Below are 15,922 nucleotides of genomic sequence, written 5' to 3'. Positions count from 1 at the left end.
CACCGCCCGCCCGTTGCGGGCGGACGTGGTCAGGCGTCGACCGGGGACGCGGACGTGGTCAGGCGTCGACCGGGGACGCCGCGGTCAGGTGCTGACGGGCGAACTCCAGCGCGGCACGCAGGTCCGCCTCGCGTACCGCGCGGCTCTTCGCGCCCCGGGTGGCGACCTCCACCGCCACCGCCCCGGTGAAGCCACGCCCGGCCAGCGAGGAGAGCAGCTCACCGCAGGGCTGGGTGCCGCGCCCGGGCACCAGGTGCTCGTCGCGGCCCTCGCCGGTGCCGTCGCCCAGGTGCACGTGCGCCAGCCCGGAGCCCATCCGGTCGGCCATCTCCAGCGGGTCGCTGTGCGAGGCCGCGCAGTGCGACAGATCCAGGGTGTACGACGGGTAGCCGGTGTCGGTGGGATCCCACCCAGGCACGTACGGGACGAACTGCCGACCCGCCATCCGCACCGGGTACATGTTCTCCACCGCGAACCGCAGCCCGCTGAACCGGTCCGCGACCGTGGCCAACCCCTCGGTGAAGTTGCGCGCGTAGTCCCGCTGCCAGGTGAACGGTGGGTGCACCACCACTGTCGGCGCCCCGAGCGTCTCGGCCAGCTCGGCGGCCCGGCGCAGCCGCTCCCACGGGTCCGGGCTCCACACCCGCTGGGTGACGAGCAGGCACGGCGCGTGCACCGAGAGCACGGGCGTGCCGTAGTGCGCGGAGAGGCCGCGCAGCGCGCCCGCGTCCTGGCTGACCACGTCGGTCCAGACCATCACCTCGACCCCGTCGTAGCCGAGTGCCGCGGCCAGTTGGAAGGCCGCCGCGGTCGGCTCGGGAAAGACCGACGAGCTGGACAGGAGCACGGGAACGCGGGAAGTCACATCAGCCAGCGTAGCCCGGCAGCGCTGTCGTCATTGCGACGAACGCCGGCAAACCGGCCGAAACCGGCCGCCGGGTCAGATCGGTTCGAGTTGATCGAGTCGACGGAGGATGACGCCCTCGCGCAGCGCCCACGGGCAGATGTCCAGCGAGTCCAGATCCAGGCGACGCATCACCGCCTCGGCCACCACGGCACCCGCCAGCAGCTGGTGCGCCCGACCCGCGCTGACCCCTTCCAGCTCCATCAACTGGGCCGGTGGGATGTGTCGGATGAACCCGATGACCTGTCGCAGGCCCGCCCGGGTCAGGCTGCGCCGCGCCCACAGCCCGGCACCGGAGGGAGCTGCCCCGGCCAGGCGGGCCAGGGTCCGGAACGTCTTCGAGGTGGCGACCACGCGGTCCCAGCCGACCTGGGTGATCTGGTCGACCACCTTGTCCAGCCGGCCGTCCACGTACTCCCGGAGCTTCTCGACGGCCTCCGCCGACGGCGGGGCCGCGCTGGCCGGGTCGACCCCCAGCCGCTCCCGGGTCAGCCGGCCGGCACCGAGCGGCAGAGAGATCGCGACGCCCGGGTCCTCGTCGATGCCGGCGGCGATCTCCAACGAGCCGCCACCGATGTCCAGCACCAGCAGCCGCCCCGCCGACCAGCCGAACCACCGCCGGACGGCGAGGAACGTCGACCGCGCCTCGTCCGCGCCGGAGAGCACCGCGAGCCGTACGCCGGTCTCATCCCGGACCCGGGTCAGCACCTCGGCCGCGTTGGTGGCGTCGCGCACCGCGGACGTGGCGAATGCGATCAGGTCGTCGGCCGCCAGGCCGGTGGCCGCCGCCTTGGCCATGCCCACGGCCTTGACCAGGCCGTCCGCACCCGCCTCGGTCAGCGCGCCGTCGGGGCCGATCTGCTCGGCCAGCCGGAGCACCACCTTCTCGGAGTGCGCCGGCCACGGGTGCGCGCCGTGGTGCGCGTCCACCACGAGGAGGTGCACCGTGTTGGATCCGACGTCGAGGACACCCAGTCGCATGGTGAAGACCCTAGGTGCAACTCGTTTGCGCGGCTCGCCGGCCTGCGGACGTCACCGCGCGTACGCTGGGCCGGGTGACGATGGAGCTCCGTGTGCTGGTGGACGACCCAGGCGACCCGCGCAGCCGTGAGGTGCCACTGGACTTCCCGCGGGAGTGGATCGAGTTCACCGACCCCGCTGACGAGACGCACCTGATCCGCGCCGACCTGACCTGGCTGCTCTCCCGCTGGACCTGCATCTTCGGCAAGGGCTGCCACGGCATCATCGCCGGCCGGGCCGCCGACGGCTGCTGCTCGCACGGGGCGTTCTTCACCGACTCGGACGACGAGAAGCGGGTCCGTAACGCCGTCAAGCGGCTCACCCCGGCGACCTGGCAGCACTTCCGGCGCGGGTTCAAGAACTGGACCGACGAGGACACCATCGACGGCAAGAACCCGGCCCGCCGCACCGCCACCCAGGGCCCCGACGGTCCCTGCGTGTTCCTCAACGACGCCGACTTCGCCGGCGGCGGTGGCTGCGCTCTGCACGGTCAGGCGTTGCGCGACGGCGTGCACCCGTTGGAATACAAGCCGGATGTCTGCTGGCAGCTGCCGATCCGCCGGGATCAGGACTGGGTCAAGCGGCCGGACAACTCCAAGGTGCTGGTGTCCACCCTCTCCGAGTTCGATCGGCGCGGTTGGGGCGCCGGTGGCCACGACCTGGACTGGTGGTGCACCTCCTCGACGGACGCGCACGTCGGCGCCGAGCCGATGTACCTGTCGTACGCCCCGGAGTTGACCGCGCTCATCGGCGCTGCCGCCTACGAGCGGCTGGCCGAGCTGTGCGCGGCCCGGACGAAGCAGGGCATGGTCGCCCCACACCCCGCCGACCAGATTTAGCAGATCTTGGTAGCAGAGTTGCTATCAGGGACGCCGTCACCGTTGCTCAGCTCGACGAGGTCGACCAGGACATCGCGTACGACCTGGTGATCAGCGTGACGGAGAGCCGGCTGACCGAGGTTGCCGAGATCGCCGCCGCGCTGCGCAAGCTGTTCTGAGCGCTCGGCGGCGGGTCAGCGTAGGGCGTCGTCGACCAGGGTGCGGGCGCTGCGCCGAGCCGCCTCGGCGATCGCCGGGTCGCCGTCCAGCACACCGCTGGCGAGCCCGCCGTCGAGCAACAGGGTGAGCTGCCGGGCGAGCAGTTCCGGTTCGGCAGCGCCGGCCTGCCGGGCCAGCTCGGTCACCCAGGCGCGGACCACTGTCTTGTGCTCGACCGTCCGGGCGTGCACCGGCCCGCCCGCAGGTGACTCGGCGGCGGTGTTGAGAAACGCGCAGCCGTGGTAACCGTCCCGGCGACAGGCGCCGACCAGGGCGTCGAACATCCCGACCAACTGGTCGCGCGGCTCGTCGCCGGCGTCCCGGGCCGCCGCCCGCAACGCGCCGAACCACGCCTGGTCAACCCGATCGAGGTACGCCAGCACGAGATCGTCCTTGCGCGGAAAGTGCTTGTAGAGCGTCGCTTTCGCCACGCCCGACTCGGCGATCACCGTGTCCACGCCGACGCCGCGCGGCCCGTGCGCGTAGAACAGCCGGAAAGCGGTGTCCAGGATCCGGTCCCGGGCCGAGCCGGCCGGGGTGCGGGGCGCGGGCATCGACACTCCCTCGATCTGCTGGTGGCGGCACAGATCCTACAGACAGTTCCGTCTGCAAATCCCACCGCGTCGACGGCCGGCACCGCGTGGGCGTGGCCCGCCTGGTGTCCCACCGCCTTCGGCGCGTCCACTGTCCGGCCCTGGGTGCAGCCCCCCGCGACCCCTGTAGAGCTGCCCCAAATATGGGGCGGACCCTTCAAGCGGGCAGCGCGGGCAGCGCGGGCAGCGCGGGCAGCGCGGGCAGCGCGGGCAGCGCGGGCAGCGCGGGCAGCGCGATTCCAGTCCTCCTGGAGCCACACGCCTGACCCGCCCCACATCTGGGGCAGCTCTACAGGTTGCGCAGGACACCACCCAGCCACCGGCCATATCCCGCCTCGCCCCGCGCGCCCCGCCCCGCGCGCCCCGGCCCGCCTCGCCCCGCCCTGGCACGTGGGCTTGACGCGCACGACGCTCTTCACGGGGCCGCAGTAGACAGACCTGTCTGTTAGCCTGCTGACACTCGGCACGAGTCCACTCGGCACACCGACGGAGGATCGATCGACATGCGTATCGCAGTTCTCGGAACCGGCTCGGTCGGGCAGGCGATCGCCGCTCGCACCGCGGAGTTGGGCCATCAGGTCACCATCGGCACCCGCGATGTCGCGGCCACCCGGGCCGGCGACTACGCCGCCTGGTCGGCGCAGCACCCCGAGGTCGGCCTGGGCACCCTGGCCGAAGCCGCCAGCGCCGCCGAGCTGGTGGTCAACGCCACAAACGGCAACGGCTCGCTCCCGGCACTCAGCGCGGCCGGCGCACCGAATCTGGCCGGCAAGGTGCTGCTCGACATCGCCAACCCGCTCGACTTCGGCGCGGGGTTCCCGCCCACCCTGTCGGTGCACAACACCGACTCCCTCGCCGAACGCATCCAGCGCGAGTTTCCACAGACCCTGGTGGTCAAGTCGCTCAACACACTGACCGCCGAGCTGATGGTGCATCCGCGTCAACTCGCCGACGGTGAGCACAGCGTGTTCGTCTCCGGTGACGACGCGGAGGCCAAGCGGATCGTCACCGGGCTGCTCATCAGCTTCGGGCACACCGACGTGATCGACCTCGGCGACCTCTCCACCGCGCGGGGCACCGAGATGCTGATGCCGCTCTGGTTGCGGCTCTACGGCCGGCTCGACACCGCGATCTTCAACCTCAAGGTCGTCCGCTGACCAAGCGCGAACAGCCCGAGGGGGGCCTGCGTCGAGCGCAGACCCCCCTCGGGTACGCCGATCACGGCTCGAACTTGTAGCCCAGGCCCCGGACGGTGACTATGAAACGCGGCGCGGACGGCTCCGGCTCGATCTTGGAACGCAGCCGCTTCACGTGCACGTCCAGCGTCTTGGTGTCACCGACATAGTCGGCGCCCCAGACCCGGTCGATGAGCTGGCCACGGGTGAGCACCCGGCCCGCGTTACGCAGCAGCAGTTCCAGCAACTCGAATTCCTTGAGCGGCAACTGCACCGCCCCGCCCTCGACGGTCACCACGTGCCGTTCGATGTCCATGCGCACGGGACCCGCGGCCAGTGTCGGCGCCCCCGCCTCGGCCACCTCCGGGCTCTGCCGGCGCAACACGGCCCGGATCCGGGCGACAAGTTCCCGCGGCGAGTACGGCTTGGTGACGTAGTCGTCGGCGCCGATCTCCAGCCCGACCACCTTGTCGATCTCGCTGTCCCGGGCGGTGACCATGATGATCGGCACGGCCGACCGCTGCCGCAGTTGCCGGCAGACCTCGGTCCCCGACATCTCGGGCAACATCAGGTCGAGCAGCACGATGTCGGCGCCGGTTCGGTCGAACTCGGTGAGGGCGTCGGTGCCGGTCGCGGCGACCGACACCTCGAAGCCTTCCTTACGGAGCATGTACGACAAGGCGTCGGAGAACGACTCCTCGTCCTCGACCACCAGAACGCGGCTCAACGGGGATTTCCTTTCATTGCTGTCAGACCTGCCGTAGCCCAGCCGGACCGGACTCGATCCCAACCGGCGGCAGTGTCGCCAGCAGGTCGTCCGGTGGGCTGGCGGGCAGCCGGAGGGTGAACGTCGATCCACCACCAAGAGTGCTCGACACCTCGACCCGTCCGCCATGGTTGCTCGCGATGTGTTTCACGATTGCCAGGCCGAGTCCGGTGCCGCCGGTGGCACGCGAACGAGCCTGGTCGGCCCGGTAGAACCGCTCGAAGATGCGGTCCACGTCGGTCGGGGCTATCCCGATGCCCTGGTCGGCGACCGCGATCTCGACGTGCTCGTCGTCGCCGCGGAGGGTGACCCGCACCGCGGTGTCCTCACCCGAGTAGTTGATGGCGTTCTCCACCAGATTCGCCACCGCCGTGGCGAGTTGGGAGTCGCTGCCGTACGCGGTGAGGCCACGCTGGCCGTCCACGGTCACCTCGACCCCACGGGCGGAAGCAGTGGTCCGGGTCCGGTCGACGACCTCGGCGATCACCCAGTCCAACGCGACCGGCTCGGGTGGTGGTTGCGGTTCGGCGCCCTGCAACCGGGTCAACTCCAGCAACTCCTGCACCAGCCGACCCAGCCGGGTCGACTCGTGCTGGATCCGCTCGGCGAACCGGCGCGCGGCCACCAGGTCCTCGGAGAGATCGGGCGCCGCCGCGTCGGCCGGTTCGGTGGCGTCGAGCAACGCCTCGGCGAGCAGTTGCAGCGCCCCGATCGGGGTCTTCAACTCGTGGCTCACGTTGGCCACGAAGTCGCGTCGTACGCGGGTCAGCCGGTGCGACTCGGTCACGTCGACCGCTTCCACCGCGATGAAGCCGTTGCCGAGACCCATCGCCCGCAGGTGCACGCCGAGCGGGTTCTCCCCCGCGCTGTCGCGACCTCGGGGCAGGTCCAGCTCGATCTCGCGCCGCACTCCGGTGCGCCGCACCTGGCCGGCGAGGGTACGGATCAGCGGGTGCGCGGCGATCGAGCCGGGGGTGCTGCCGGTACGCAGAAGCCCCATCGCGCGGGCGGCCGGGTTGATCAACACGGGGACGTCGTCGTTGTCCAGTACCACGACACCGGCCCGGAGTGAGTCGATCGTCCGGCGGCCGAGCCCGGCCTGCTGCTCGTCGGCTATCGCGGGCCTCCCCCTGCTCCAGCGGGAGCTGATGCTCCCCGTCGACGTGGAGCGGCCGTCCCGCACGGGCAGGAACCGGGGCAGCAGAAGACCGGCGGCCAACCCGGCCACCAACGCCACGGCCACCACGACCGCCACCGTCCACTCCACCCGGCGATCGTAGGGTCATTGTTAACCTGGCTACCACACAGAACGGGACGAACCACCCGCACTTCGAGAAGTGTTCACCCCTGCGTCTGGCGTCGTTCACCGTGGTTCATCCGAGGTCCGTCCGCGCCCCATACCGTTGGCGTCGCACCTGCTCAACCCCCTGCGCCGGCACCCGCCGGCGGCGACCGACCACAGGACGTGATGATGCGCGACGAGTTTCGGGCCGACCTCCAGATCGTCAGCCAACTGCTGGTGGACATGGCGGAGGGCGTCCGCGCCGCCATGCGCCAGGCCACCCGGGCCCTGCTCACCGCCGACCGGCAGGCCGCCGAGACGGTCATCGAGCGGGACGCCGAGATCGACGACCTCTACCGACACGTCGAGGAGCGGGTCTGTGACCTGCTCGCCCGACAGGCGCCGGTCGCCTCCGACCTCCGGGCGATGATCACCGCGCTGCACGTGGCCGCTGATCTGGAGCGGATGGGCGACCTCGCCGAGCACGTGGCGAAGACCGCGCTGCGCCGGCACCCCTCCCCCGCCGTCCCGGCCGAGCTGCGGACGGTCTTCACCGAGATGTCCGAGATCGCCGACCGGATGGCCGTGAAGATCGGCTCGGTGCTGGCGAAGCCCGACGCCGACCTGGCCGGCGAGCTGGACGGCGACGACGACGCCATGGACGAGCTGCACAAGAACCTGTTCGCGGTGCTGCTCGGCGACGACTGGCCGTACGGGGTGGAGACCGCTATCGACGCCACCCTGCTGGGCCGCTTCTACGAGCGCTTCGCCGACCACGCGGTGAACGCCGGCGAGCACGTGATCTACCTGATCACCGGGCAGAGCGGGCCCTCCGCGAGCTGAACCAGGCAGGACGAAGGCCCCCGGGAATCCCGGGGGCCTTCGTCGTCGGCTCAGCGGCCCTGGTTGGCGACCGCGGCGGCGGCTTCCTTCGCTGCCGTCGGGTCGAGGTAGGTGCCGCCCAGGGTGAGTGGGCGCAGCTGCGGGTCGAGGTCGTAGCGCAGCGGGATGCCGGTCGGGATGTTCAGCTTGGCGATCGCCTCGTCGGAGATCTGGTCGAGGTGCTTGACCAGGGCGCGCAGCGAGTTGCCGTGCGCGGCCACCAGCACCGTACGGCCGGCCAGGATGTCCGGCACGATCGAGTCGTACCAGTAGGGCAGCATCCGCTCGACGACGTCCTTGAGGCACTCGGTACGCGGCATCAGCTCGGTCGGCAGCAGCGCGTAGCGGGGGTCGCCGACCTGCGACCACTCGTCGTTGTCGTCGATCGGCGGAGGCGGCGTGTCGTACGACCGGCGCCAGAGCATGAACTGCTCCTCGCCGTACTCGTCGAGGGTCTGCTTCTTGTTCTTGCCCTGCAGGGCGCCGTAGTGGCGCTCGTTGAGCCGCCACGACCGGCGCACCGCGATCCAGTGTCGGTCGGCGGCGTTCAGCGCCAGCTCGGCGGTACGGATCGCACGGCGCATCACGCTTGTGTGCACGACGTCCGGCAGCAGGCTGTGCTCGCGCATCAACTCGCCGCCGCGCCGCGCCTCGCCCTCGCCCTTCTCGGTCAGGTCGACGTCCACCCAACCGGTGAAGAGGTTCTTGGCATTCCAGTCGCTCTCACCGTGTCGCAGCAGGACCAGCGTCCCGACGGTGGGCCCTTCGCTCGCAGTCATGCGGATCATCCTGCCTCAACCGCCGAGGGGACACGCGGGCAGCCGTCGTGACGACCACCACGTGAAAACACGGATGACCTGCGGCTGCGGCCGCTACTAGGGTTGTAAGGCGCGACAGTCATACCGGTCATTACTTGCAAGCGGGGGCGCCAGATGCGGACGATGCGGAGTTGGTTCCGGGACACCACCGGCGGCCTGCCCACCACCTTCTGGTACCTGTGGTCCGGCACCCTGATCAACCGGCTCGGCTCGTTCGTCCTCGTCTTCCTCGCCATCTACCTCACCCAGGAACGCGGCTTCTCGGCCTCCCAGGCGGGCCTGGTGATCGGGCTGTGGGGCGTCGGCGGCGCGTTCGGCACCACCGCCGGCGGCACCCTCGCGGACCGGTGGGGTCGGCGGCCGACACTGCTCACCGCCCACGTGGGCGCGGCCACGATGATGCTCGGCCTCGGCCTGGCCCGGGACCTCTGGGCGGTGGCGCTGGGCGCCCTGCTGCTCGGCATGTTCGCCGAGGCGGCCCGGCCCGCGTTCGGTGCGATGATGATCGACGTGGTGCCGGCGAAGGACCGGCTGCGCGCCTTCTCGCTCAACTACTGGGCGATCAACCTGGGCTTCGCCTGCGCCGCCGTCCTCGCCGGCCTCGCCGCACAGGCCGACTACCTGCTGCTCTTCGTTGTCGACGCGGGCACCATGCTGGTCACCGCGCTGATCATCTTCACCCGGGTACCGGAGACACGGCAGGCCCGTTCGGTCACCGCCACCGCGGCTCCCCGCGGCGCCCTGCGCACGATCCTCACCGACCGCGTCTACCTCGGTTTCGTGGCCCTCAACCTGTTCGCCGCCCTGGTCTTCCTCCAGCACATCTCGATGCTGCCGATCGCCATGGGCGACGACGACCTGAGCCCGGCCACCTACGGCTCGGTGATCGCGCTCAACGGCATCCTCATCGTGGTCGGCCAACTCTTCGTACCCCGTTTGATCCGGGGTCGGAGCCGCTCCCACGTGCTCGCGCTGGCGTCCGTGGTGATGGGCGTCGGGTTCGGGCTGACCGCGTTCGCCGGCACCGCCTGGTTCTACGGGCTGACCGTGCTGATCTGGACGGTCGGCGAGATGCTCAACTCGCCCTCCAACTCCACCCTCATCGCCGAACTCTCCCCGGCCGAGCTGCGCGGTCGCTACCAGGGCGTGTTCTCCCTGTCCTGGCAGATCGCCGGGGCCAGCGCGCCGATCCTCGGCGGCCTGGTCCGCGAGCACGTCGGCAACGACGCGCTCTGGTACGGCTGCGCCGCGCTCGGCGTCCTGACCGCCGTGGCCCACCTGGTGTCCGGGCCGGCCCGGGAGCGGCGGGCCGCCGCGCTACGCCGCTCTGGCGAGGCACTGGCACCTGTCGACACCAGCCGGACGCCGCAACCCGCCGAGGCGGCCGCCTGACGACTGGCGCCGGGGCGGCCCGATTTCCTACCCTGCACTCGGAACAGTTAAGAAAGCGAACTGTATGGAGGTCGGGTGCACGCCCTGCGGCGCTTGTGGCACGACACCGCAGGTGGGCTACCCGCCACCTTCTGGTACCTCTGGGCCGGTCTGCTGATCAACCGGGCCGGCGCCTTCGCCATGCTGTTCCTGTCGCTCTACCTCACCGACGTACGCGGGGCGAGCATCGGGCTGGCCGGCACCGTGGTCGGCGCGTACGGGGCCGGCGGCGCGGCCGGCGTCCTGCTCGGTGGTGTCCTCGCCGACCGGTGGGGCCGCCGGTCGACCCTGCTCGCCGCGCACCTGAGCACTGTCGCCCTGATGGTGGCGCTCGCCTTCAGCCAGCACCTGCTCCTGATCGCGGTGCTCTCCGCGCTTGTCGGCGTGGTCCACTCGATGCCCAGTCCGGCGTTCGTCGCGGCGATCGTCGACGTGGTGCCCGCCGAACGTCGCTCCCGCGCGTTCAACCTGCAGTTCTGGGCATTCAACCTGGGCATGGCGGTCGCCTCGCTGCTCGCCGGGGTGCTGGCCGAGGCGAGCTTCACCGCGCTGTTCCTGGTCGACGCCGGGGCCACCCTGACGGCGGCCGCCGTGATCGGTTGGAAGGTGCCGGAGACCCTGCGGCCGGCCGACTCCGGACCGGCCACCCGCGCGTCGCTCCGGCCCCGTCGACCGGGACTGCACACCGCGCTCACCGACCGCACCTTCCTGGTCTTCGTCGGGCTCACCTTCGTGCTGGCCGTCCTCACCATGCAGACGTCGACGATCATGCCGCTGGCCATGCGCGCGGACGGCCTGGGGCCATCGGCGTACGGGCTGGTGGTGGCGCTCGGCGGCGCGCTGATCGTGATCGGGCAACTGTTTGTGCCAAGGCTGATCGACAGGCACCGCAAGGACGTCGTGCTGGCCGCCTCCACCGCGCTGCTCGCGCTCGGCTTCGGGGTGCTCGTCGTCGCCGACGAACTGGCCGTCTACCTGGGTGCCGCGGCGGTCTGGACGATCGGCTCGATGCTCGCCGCACCGCCCAACGCCCAGATCAACGCCGACCTGGCGCCGCCGCAGCTACGCGCCCGCTATCAGGCGGTCTTCTACCTGACGTTTCCGGCTGCGGCGTTCGTCGCTCCCACCCTCGGCGGGGTGAGCCTGCAACACCTCGGCGACCGGCACTGGCTGCTCGTGGGTGGGCTGGGCCTGGCCGCGGCCGTCGGGCACCTGGTGGCCGGACCACCCCGGGAACGGCACGTCGCCGCGCTGCGCCGGGAGCAGACACCGTCGGCCGCACCGCACGACCCTCGACACGGCAAAGCGCCCACCACGGCCCTGAGGTCGTAGTGGGCGCCCGCCGGTGGGGCCGGCGGCGGCGGGCAAACACTCACCCCCGTAAGCATCGCCCGCTCAGCCGCCGGTCCAAACAGGTGGCCACCGTCCCCCAACGGTAAATCCACCCGTCCCCTCGCGCCTCGCCTGGTGCGCGGATCTGATCGATCCGCCGCTCCCCCGAACGTTTCCAAGCGTGGCGCGGTGCAATAAAGTTAGTTCGCCCGGATTCTGGATTCAACCCAGAACCGCTGTCTCGCCGGTCACAACTGACGAGTATCCGCTGCTCGGGCCTCGATCTCTGGCAACAGCCGGGTACCCGTCAGCCATTCCCGCAAACGCCTCACCCGTCCTCCCGATCGGGGGACTCGGTCCGGAAAAAGCTGCTCTGCCGACCGTTGCGCAACTGTTCCTGATAAATCAGGTTCAGCCGGCGCAGATCAAAGGTATAGAACCACTCATCCCAGGTGATCTCGCGAATTCGGCTACTTTCCCGGTAACCGGGGATGTTGAAGGTCAGAACGCCCGCCCGACCGTCGCGCTCGGTGCCCGCGATGGTCGCCGGCTTGGCCCCACGCTCCCGGGCCCAGCGCTGGATCACCTCGTGATTCGTGGTGATCAGACTCCGCCCCGGCCGCTCGGGCCGGTCCATGACCGACGAGATCACCTGCGAGCTGCGGACCGACCGTCCGGTGCCCCGTCCGGTCCGGATCCCACCGGCCGTCGTGCCGCCACCAGTCGACGGTGTCAGCGTGCGCTTCGCCGGCGCGCTCTTGGCCGGCGCCGTGCGCTTCGCTGTCGTGCGCTTGGCCGCCGCACTCTTGGCCGGCGTCGCGCGCTTCGCTGTCGTGCGCTTGGCCGCCGCACTCTTGGCCGGTGCCGTGCGCTTCGCCGCCGGACGGGCCGGCGCCTTCTTCGCCGGCGCCTTCCGCGCGGGCGCCGTACGCGCCGTCGCTGTCTTGCGTGCCGCCGTGGTCTTGCGGGCGGCGGTGGTCTTGCGTGCCGCCGTGGTCTTACGGGCGGCGGTGGTCCGGCTCGCGGCCGTGGTCTTACGGGCGGCCGTCGACGTCGCCGCTGTGGTCCTCTTCGCGGCGGTCGCCTTCTTCGCCGGTGCCCTCTTCGCCGCCGTCGACGTCCGCGTGGCGGTCGCCTTCGTCGCGGCGGCCCGCTTCGCGGGAGCGCTCTTGTTCGCCGCTGCGGCCTTCGCGCGGCCCGATGCGGGCCTCGCCGCCGACTTCTTCGTGGCGGCGGCGCGACCCGCCGACGCCCGGGTGCCGGTGGCCCGGCCCGTCGGGCCGGTACTGCTTCGACCCGCGCCGGCCCGCATCGAGCGCACCAACTGTTTCACCAGGTCGGGCTTACGCAGCGCGGAGATCCCGGAGACCCCGCGTTTGCGTAGTTGCCCGCGGATGTCGTCCACCCGCATCCGGGAGATCTCCGACTCGGAGACACCCGGGGTACCCGGCGTCTGATTGCCGGCCTGTCGCTTCGTCCTGGTCGCAGTCGCGCCGCGACCTGAGCTGTTCCGCTGAGCCATGGGACGCTCCGCTCCTTGACACTCCGTCCTCGGCGCGCGGGGGTCCCTCGCCGCACCGCGCGGAGCGGCATACCCGTCAGGAGCAGTCCGAACCACCGTCTGCCCACCATGATCGTGCTCGATCCAGGATCGAGTGGCCTCCCCCCGCCCAGATGCCACGACAACCTGGATCGAGCACGATCATGCATGGCGCGGGCGCGGGCGCCGCGCGAGCGCGGGGGCACGGCGCGCGGTCAGGACTGGTTGGGGCCGGAGCCGGAGGGCTCGAAGAGATGGGCGAACGCGGCCAGGTTGGCGGTCGACTCGCCGCGCTTGACCCGCCACTCGTACTCGCGGCGGATCGAGCTGCCGAAGCCGATCTCCAGCATCGTGTCGAACGACTCGTCGGCGTACGTGAGCACGGAGCCGAGCAGCCGGTCCAACTCGTCGGCGTCCACGCCGGCCGGGTTGACCCGCCCGGTCAGGTAGACGTCGCCGACGGCGTCGGTGGAGAAGGAGACGCCGTACATCCGGGCGTTGCGCTGCAACAGCCAGGCCCACAGCTCCTCGCGGCGCTCGTCCGGTTGGCGCATCACGAACGCCTCGACCCGCAGCGCGTGCTCACCGATGATCAGGTTGCAGACCGTCTTGAGTTTGTGCGTGCCCGGCAGGGTCACCGCGTACGAGTCGGGGCCTGTCGACTCCCAGGCCAACTCCCGCTCCGCGCAGACCGACTCGATCAGGGTCGCAAGATCGCTCTTCGGGCTCACCGGACCCACTCTACGACCGACCCGCCCGGCGCACCTGTCGACGGCGACGCCCCCCGGGTCACCAGGAGCAGGAGAGCGCCGGGTCGGCCGCCAGGTCGGCCGCGAGCCGGGCGCGGTGCGCGGTGATCGCCTCGCCGTAGACACCGAGCAGACCGGTGACCGTACGGTCCCAGGAGAAGTGCCGGGCGTGCTGCTCGGCGCCCCGGCCGAGCGCTGCCCGGAGGGCTCGGTCCGGCAGCAGACGGCCCAGCGCCCTGGCCCAGTCGACCGGGTCGTGACCGTCTATCAGTACGCCGCTGACCTGATCCCGCACGGCGGTGACAAGTCCTCCGACGGCGGCGGCCAGCACCGGCGTACCGCAGGCCTGCGCCTCCAGGGCGACCAGGCCGAAGGATTCGTTGTGGGACGGCACCGCGACCAGGTCGGCCGCCCGGTAGAGGGCCGGCAGGTCGTCTCCGGTGAGCGGTGGCAGGAACCGCACCCCGTCGGCGACGCCGAGCGTGGCGGCCAGTTCGATCAGCGCGGTCGGCCGATCCAGTCCGCTGCCGCTGGGGCCGCCGCAGATCACCACCGTCACCTGGTCGGCAAGCGCCGGGTCGCGTTCGCGCAGCGCGGCAATCGCGCGGATCAGCACGTCGGGGGCCTTGAGCGGCTGGATCCGACCGACGAAGGCGACGACGTACCCGTCGGCCGGCAGCCCCAGCCGACGGCGAGCCTCGTGGGTCGCCGCGGACCGGTTGCCCGGCGCGGGTCGGAAGCGGTCCAGGTCGACACCCGGCTGCACCACGCTGACCCGGCCCGGGTCGGCGTCGTAGCGGGTGAGGAGGTCGCTGGCCTCGAACCGGGTGTTGGCGACCAGCCGGTCCGCCTCGGCGACCACCTGTTCCTCGCCGATCACCCGGGCCTTGGGCTCGGGCCGGTCGCCGGCCGCGAGTTGGGCGTTCTTGACCTTCGCCAGGGTGTGTGCGGTGTGTACCAGCGGCACCCCCCAGCGCTCCTTGGCCAGCCAGCCGACCTGCCCGGAGAGCCAGTAGTGGGAGTGGATCAGGTCGTAGTGCCCGGGTGGGCGGGACGCCTCGGCGCGCAGCACACCTGCGGTGAAGGCGCAGAGCTGGCCGGGCAGCTCTTCCTTGGTGAGGCCTTCCAGCGGGCCGGAGGTGATGTGCCGGACCTGCACGCCCGGCGCCATCTCGACGACCGGGGGCAGGTCGCCGGAGGTGGCGCGGGTGAAGATCTCCACCTCGACGTTGGCTTCGGCGAGTCGCCGGGCGACCTCGAGGATGTAGACGTTCATTCCGCCGGCGTCGCCCGTGCCGGGCTGGTGCAGGGGGGAGGTGTGCACCGACAGGGTGGCGATGCGGCGCGGCCGGGGCCACGGTCGGGCACCTCGCTGACGCCCGACACCGGTGTGCATTTCCGCCACATCCGCTCCTTTGTCACGGTAGATGCCGTCTCGCACGACCGGCGCTTCTCGGTCAACCTGTACGCCAGGTGTCATCTTCCCCATCGGGCTTCGGAAATTCCCCGGCGCGGCCCCCGGGGGTGACGGACCTCATCACCGCACCCGTTCGATGGCCGCCCCCGCCCGGTCGGAACGGGTCCCACGGTCGGGGTGACAATGTCGGAATGACAGCTGTCGCCATCGTCACCGGAGCGTCCAGCGGGATCGGCGCGGCCACTGCCCGCCGACTCGCCGCCGAGGGCTTCCACGTGCTCGCCGCCGCCCGCCGCGCCGATCGGCTCGCCGACCTGGTCGCCGAGATCACCGCCGCCGGCGGGCAGGCCACCGCGGTGACCTGCGACATCACCTCGGACGAGTCGGTGGCCCGGCTGGCCGAGGCCGCCGCCCAGGCACCCGGCCCGGTCACCCTGCTCGTCAACAACGCCGGCGGAGCGCGTGGGCTGGACCCGGTGGAGTCGGGCTCGGTCGCCGACTGGCAGTGGATGTACGACGTCAACGTGCTCGGCACGCTGCGGGTCACCCAGGCGCTGCTGCCCGCGCTCGAGGCGTCCGGCGCCGGCACCATCGTGGTGGTCTCCTCCACCGCCGGCCTGACCGTCTACGAGGGCGGGGGCGGCTACGCCGCCGCGAAGCACGCGCAGACCGCCGTCGCCGGCACGCTCCGCCTGGAGTTGTGCGGCCGACCGCTGCGGGTCATCGAGATCGACCCGGGCATGGTGAAGACCGACGAGTTCGGGCTGGTCCGCTTCGAGGGCGACGCGGAGCGGGCGGCCGCCGTCTACGCGGGAGTGCCGGGGCCGCTCGTCGCCGAGGACGTCGCCGACTGCATCGCCTGGTGTGCCACCCGCCCCGAGCACGTGAACATCGACCGGCTGGTGGTCCGACCGCGGGCGCAGGCCGCCCAGCACAAGGTGCACCGGGTCTCCTGAGGTCGCCGGTCGGGAGGTTG

At 71.4% G+C, this 15,922-nt stretch carries 15 protein-coding genes and 1 pseudogene; 7 read left to right on the top strand and 9 right to left on the bottom strand.

The annotated features are described in order from the left end of the window. Nucleotides 1-58: 58 nt before the first annotated feature. Complete coding sequence (locus ACGFH8_RS21985; protein ID WP_393369892.1) at nt 59-865, bottom strand: sugar phosphate isomerase/epimerase family protein; 807 nt, start codon at nt 863-865, stop codon at nt 59-61. 75 nt (nt 866-940) lie between these two features. Beyond that, entirely contained in the window at nt 941-1,885 is a 945-nt protein-coding gene (locus ACGFH8_RS21980; RefSeq protein ID WP_393369889.1) for a Ppx/GppA phosphatase family protein, read from the bottom strand. Nucleotides 1,886-1,965: 80 nt separating this feature from the next. Between ACGFH8_RS21980 and ACGFH8_RS21975 the strand changes: the two genes are divergently transcribed. Continuing rightward, the gene (locus tag ACGFH8_RS21975; protein ID WP_393370456.1) at nt 1,966-2,763 is read left to right on the top strand and encodes a hypothetical protein; all 798 of its coding nucleotides are present in this window, start codon (nt 1,966-1,968) and stop codon (nt 2,761-2,763) included. Nucleotides 2,764-2,936: 173 nt separating this feature from the next. Here the strand turns inward: ACGFH8_RS21975 and ACGFH8_RS21970 are convergent, their stop codons facing one another. Continuing rightward, the gene (locus tag ACGFH8_RS21970) at nt 2,937-3,515 is read right to left on the bottom strand and encodes a TetR/AcrR family transcriptional regulator (RefSeq protein ID WP_393369886.1); all 579 of its coding nucleotides are present in this window, start codon (nt 3,513-3,515) and stop codon (nt 2,937-2,939) included. A 542-nt stretch (nt 3,516-4,057) separates the two neighbouring features. Between ACGFH8_RS21970 and ACGFH8_RS21965 the strand changes: the two genes are divergently transcribed. Continuing rightward, entirely contained in the window at nt 4,058-4,711 is a 654-nt protein-coding gene (locus ACGFH8_RS21965; protein WP_393369885.1) for an NADPH-dependent F420 reductase, read from the top strand. A 61-nt stretch (nt 4,712-4,772) separates the two neighbouring features. On the opposite strand, the gene ACGFH8_RS21960 is transcribed toward ACGFH8_RS21965, so the two are convergent. Together ACGFH8_RS21960 and ACGFH8_RS21955 are read right to left on the bottom strand one after the other, a co-directional pair. Next, nucleotides 4,773-5,456 (bottom strand): response regulator transcription factor, encoded by a 684-nt coding sequence (locus ACGFH8_RS21960; RefSeq protein ID WP_039906992.1) that lies wholly within the window; start codon nt 5,454-5,456, stop codon nt 4,773-4,775. Nucleotides 5,457-5,478: 22 nt separating this feature from the next. Further along, the gene (locus ACGFH8_RS21955) at nt 5,479-6,762 is read right to left on the bottom strand and encodes a sensor histidine kinase (protein ID WP_393369883.1); all 1,284 of its coding nucleotides are present in this window, start codon (nt 6,760-6,762) and stop codon (nt 5,479-5,481) included. Between the two features lie 204 nt (nt 6,763-6,966). On the opposite strand from ACGFH8_RS21955, the gene phoU reads away from it, so the two are divergent. Next, complete coding sequence (gene phoU, locus ACGFH8_RS21950; protein WP_393369880.1) at nt 6,967-7,620, top strand: phosphate signaling complex protein PhoU; 654 nt, start codon at nt 6,967-6,969, stop codon at nt 7,618-7,620. Nucleotides 7,621-7,670: 50 nt separating this feature from the next. On the opposite strand, the gene ACGFH8_RS21945 is transcribed toward phoU, so the two are convergent. Continuing rightward, nucleotides 7,671-8,438 (bottom strand): phosphoglyceromutase, encoded by a 768-nt coding sequence (locus ACGFH8_RS21945; protein ID WP_357068292.1) that lies wholly within the window; start codon nt 8,436-8,438, stop codon nt 7,671-7,673. A 153-nt stretch (nt 8,439-8,591) separates the two neighbouring features. Between ACGFH8_RS21945 and ACGFH8_RS21940 the strand changes: the two genes are divergently transcribed. Both ACGFH8_RS21940 and ACGFH8_RS21935 read left to right on the top strand, forming a co-directional pair. Further along, entirely contained in the window at nt 8,592-9,869 is a 1,278-nt protein-coding gene (locus ACGFH8_RS21940) for an MDR family MFS transporter (protein WP_393369877.1), read from the top strand. A 75-nt stretch (nt 9,870-9,944) separates the two neighbouring features. Next, nucleotides 9,945-11,240: an MFS transporter gene (locus tag ACGFH8_RS21935; protein ID WP_393369875.1), complete on the top strand. Its 1,296-nt coding sequence runs from the start codon at nt 9,945-9,947 to the stop codon at nt 11,238-11,240. A gap of 328 nt (nt 11,241-11,568) precedes the next feature. Here ACGFH8_RS21935 and ACGFH8_RS21930 read toward each other — a convergent pair. Continuing rightward, nucleotides 11,569-11,937 (bottom strand): annotated as a pseudogene (locus tag ACGFH8_RS21930) (hypothetical protein); the annotation flags it as partial. Here ACGFH8_RS21930 and ACGFH8_RS21925 point away from each other — a divergent pair. After that, nucleotides 11,876-12,697 (top strand): hypothetical protein, encoded by an 822-nt coding sequence (locus ACGFH8_RS21925; RefSeq protein ID WP_393370473.1) that lies wholly within the window; start codon nt 11,876-11,878, stop codon nt 12,695-12,697. The pseudogene ACGFH8_RS21930 and the gene ACGFH8_RS21925 sit on opposite strands and share 62 nt — an antisense overlap. A 298-nt stretch (nt 12,698-12,995) precedes the next feature. Here ACGFH8_RS21925 and ACGFH8_RS21920 read toward each other — a convergent pair whose 3' ends face one another. Beyond that, a complete protein-coding gene (locus tag ACGFH8_RS21920) occupies nt 12,996-13,511 on the bottom strand; it encodes a YbjN domain-containing protein (RefSeq protein WP_393369872.1) in 516 nt (171 codons plus the stop codon). A 58-nt stretch (nt 13,512-13,569) separates the two neighbouring features. Beyond that, nucleotides 13,570-14,934, bottom strand: coding sequence for a D-inositol-3-phosphate glycosyltransferase (gene mshA, locus ACGFH8_RS21915; RefSeq protein WP_393369869.1), 1,365 nt, complete (start codon nt 14,932-14,934; stop codon nt 13,570-13,572). A gap of 203 nt (nt 14,935-15,137) precedes the next feature. Here mshA and ACGFH8_RS21910 point away from each other — a divergent pair, with 203 nt between their 5' ends. Beyond that, nucleotides 15,138-15,902 carry an SDR family oxidoreductase gene (locus ACGFH8_RS21910; RefSeq protein ID WP_393369868.1) on the top strand — a complete coding sequence of 255 codons (765 nt, stop codon included), beginning with the start codon at nt 15,138-15,140 and terminating at the stop codon, nt 15,900-15,902. The last annotated feature ends 20 nt before the right edge of the window (nt 15,903-15,922 follow it).

The sequence above is a fragment of the Micromonospora sp. NPDC049175 genome (assembly GCF_043197345.1).
Lineage (GTDB): Bacteria > Actinomycetota > Actinomycetes > Mycobacteriales > Micromonosporaceae > Micromonospora.
Note: the sequence above shows the minus strand (reverse complement) of the source record. Positions and strands in the feature narration are given on the sequence as shown.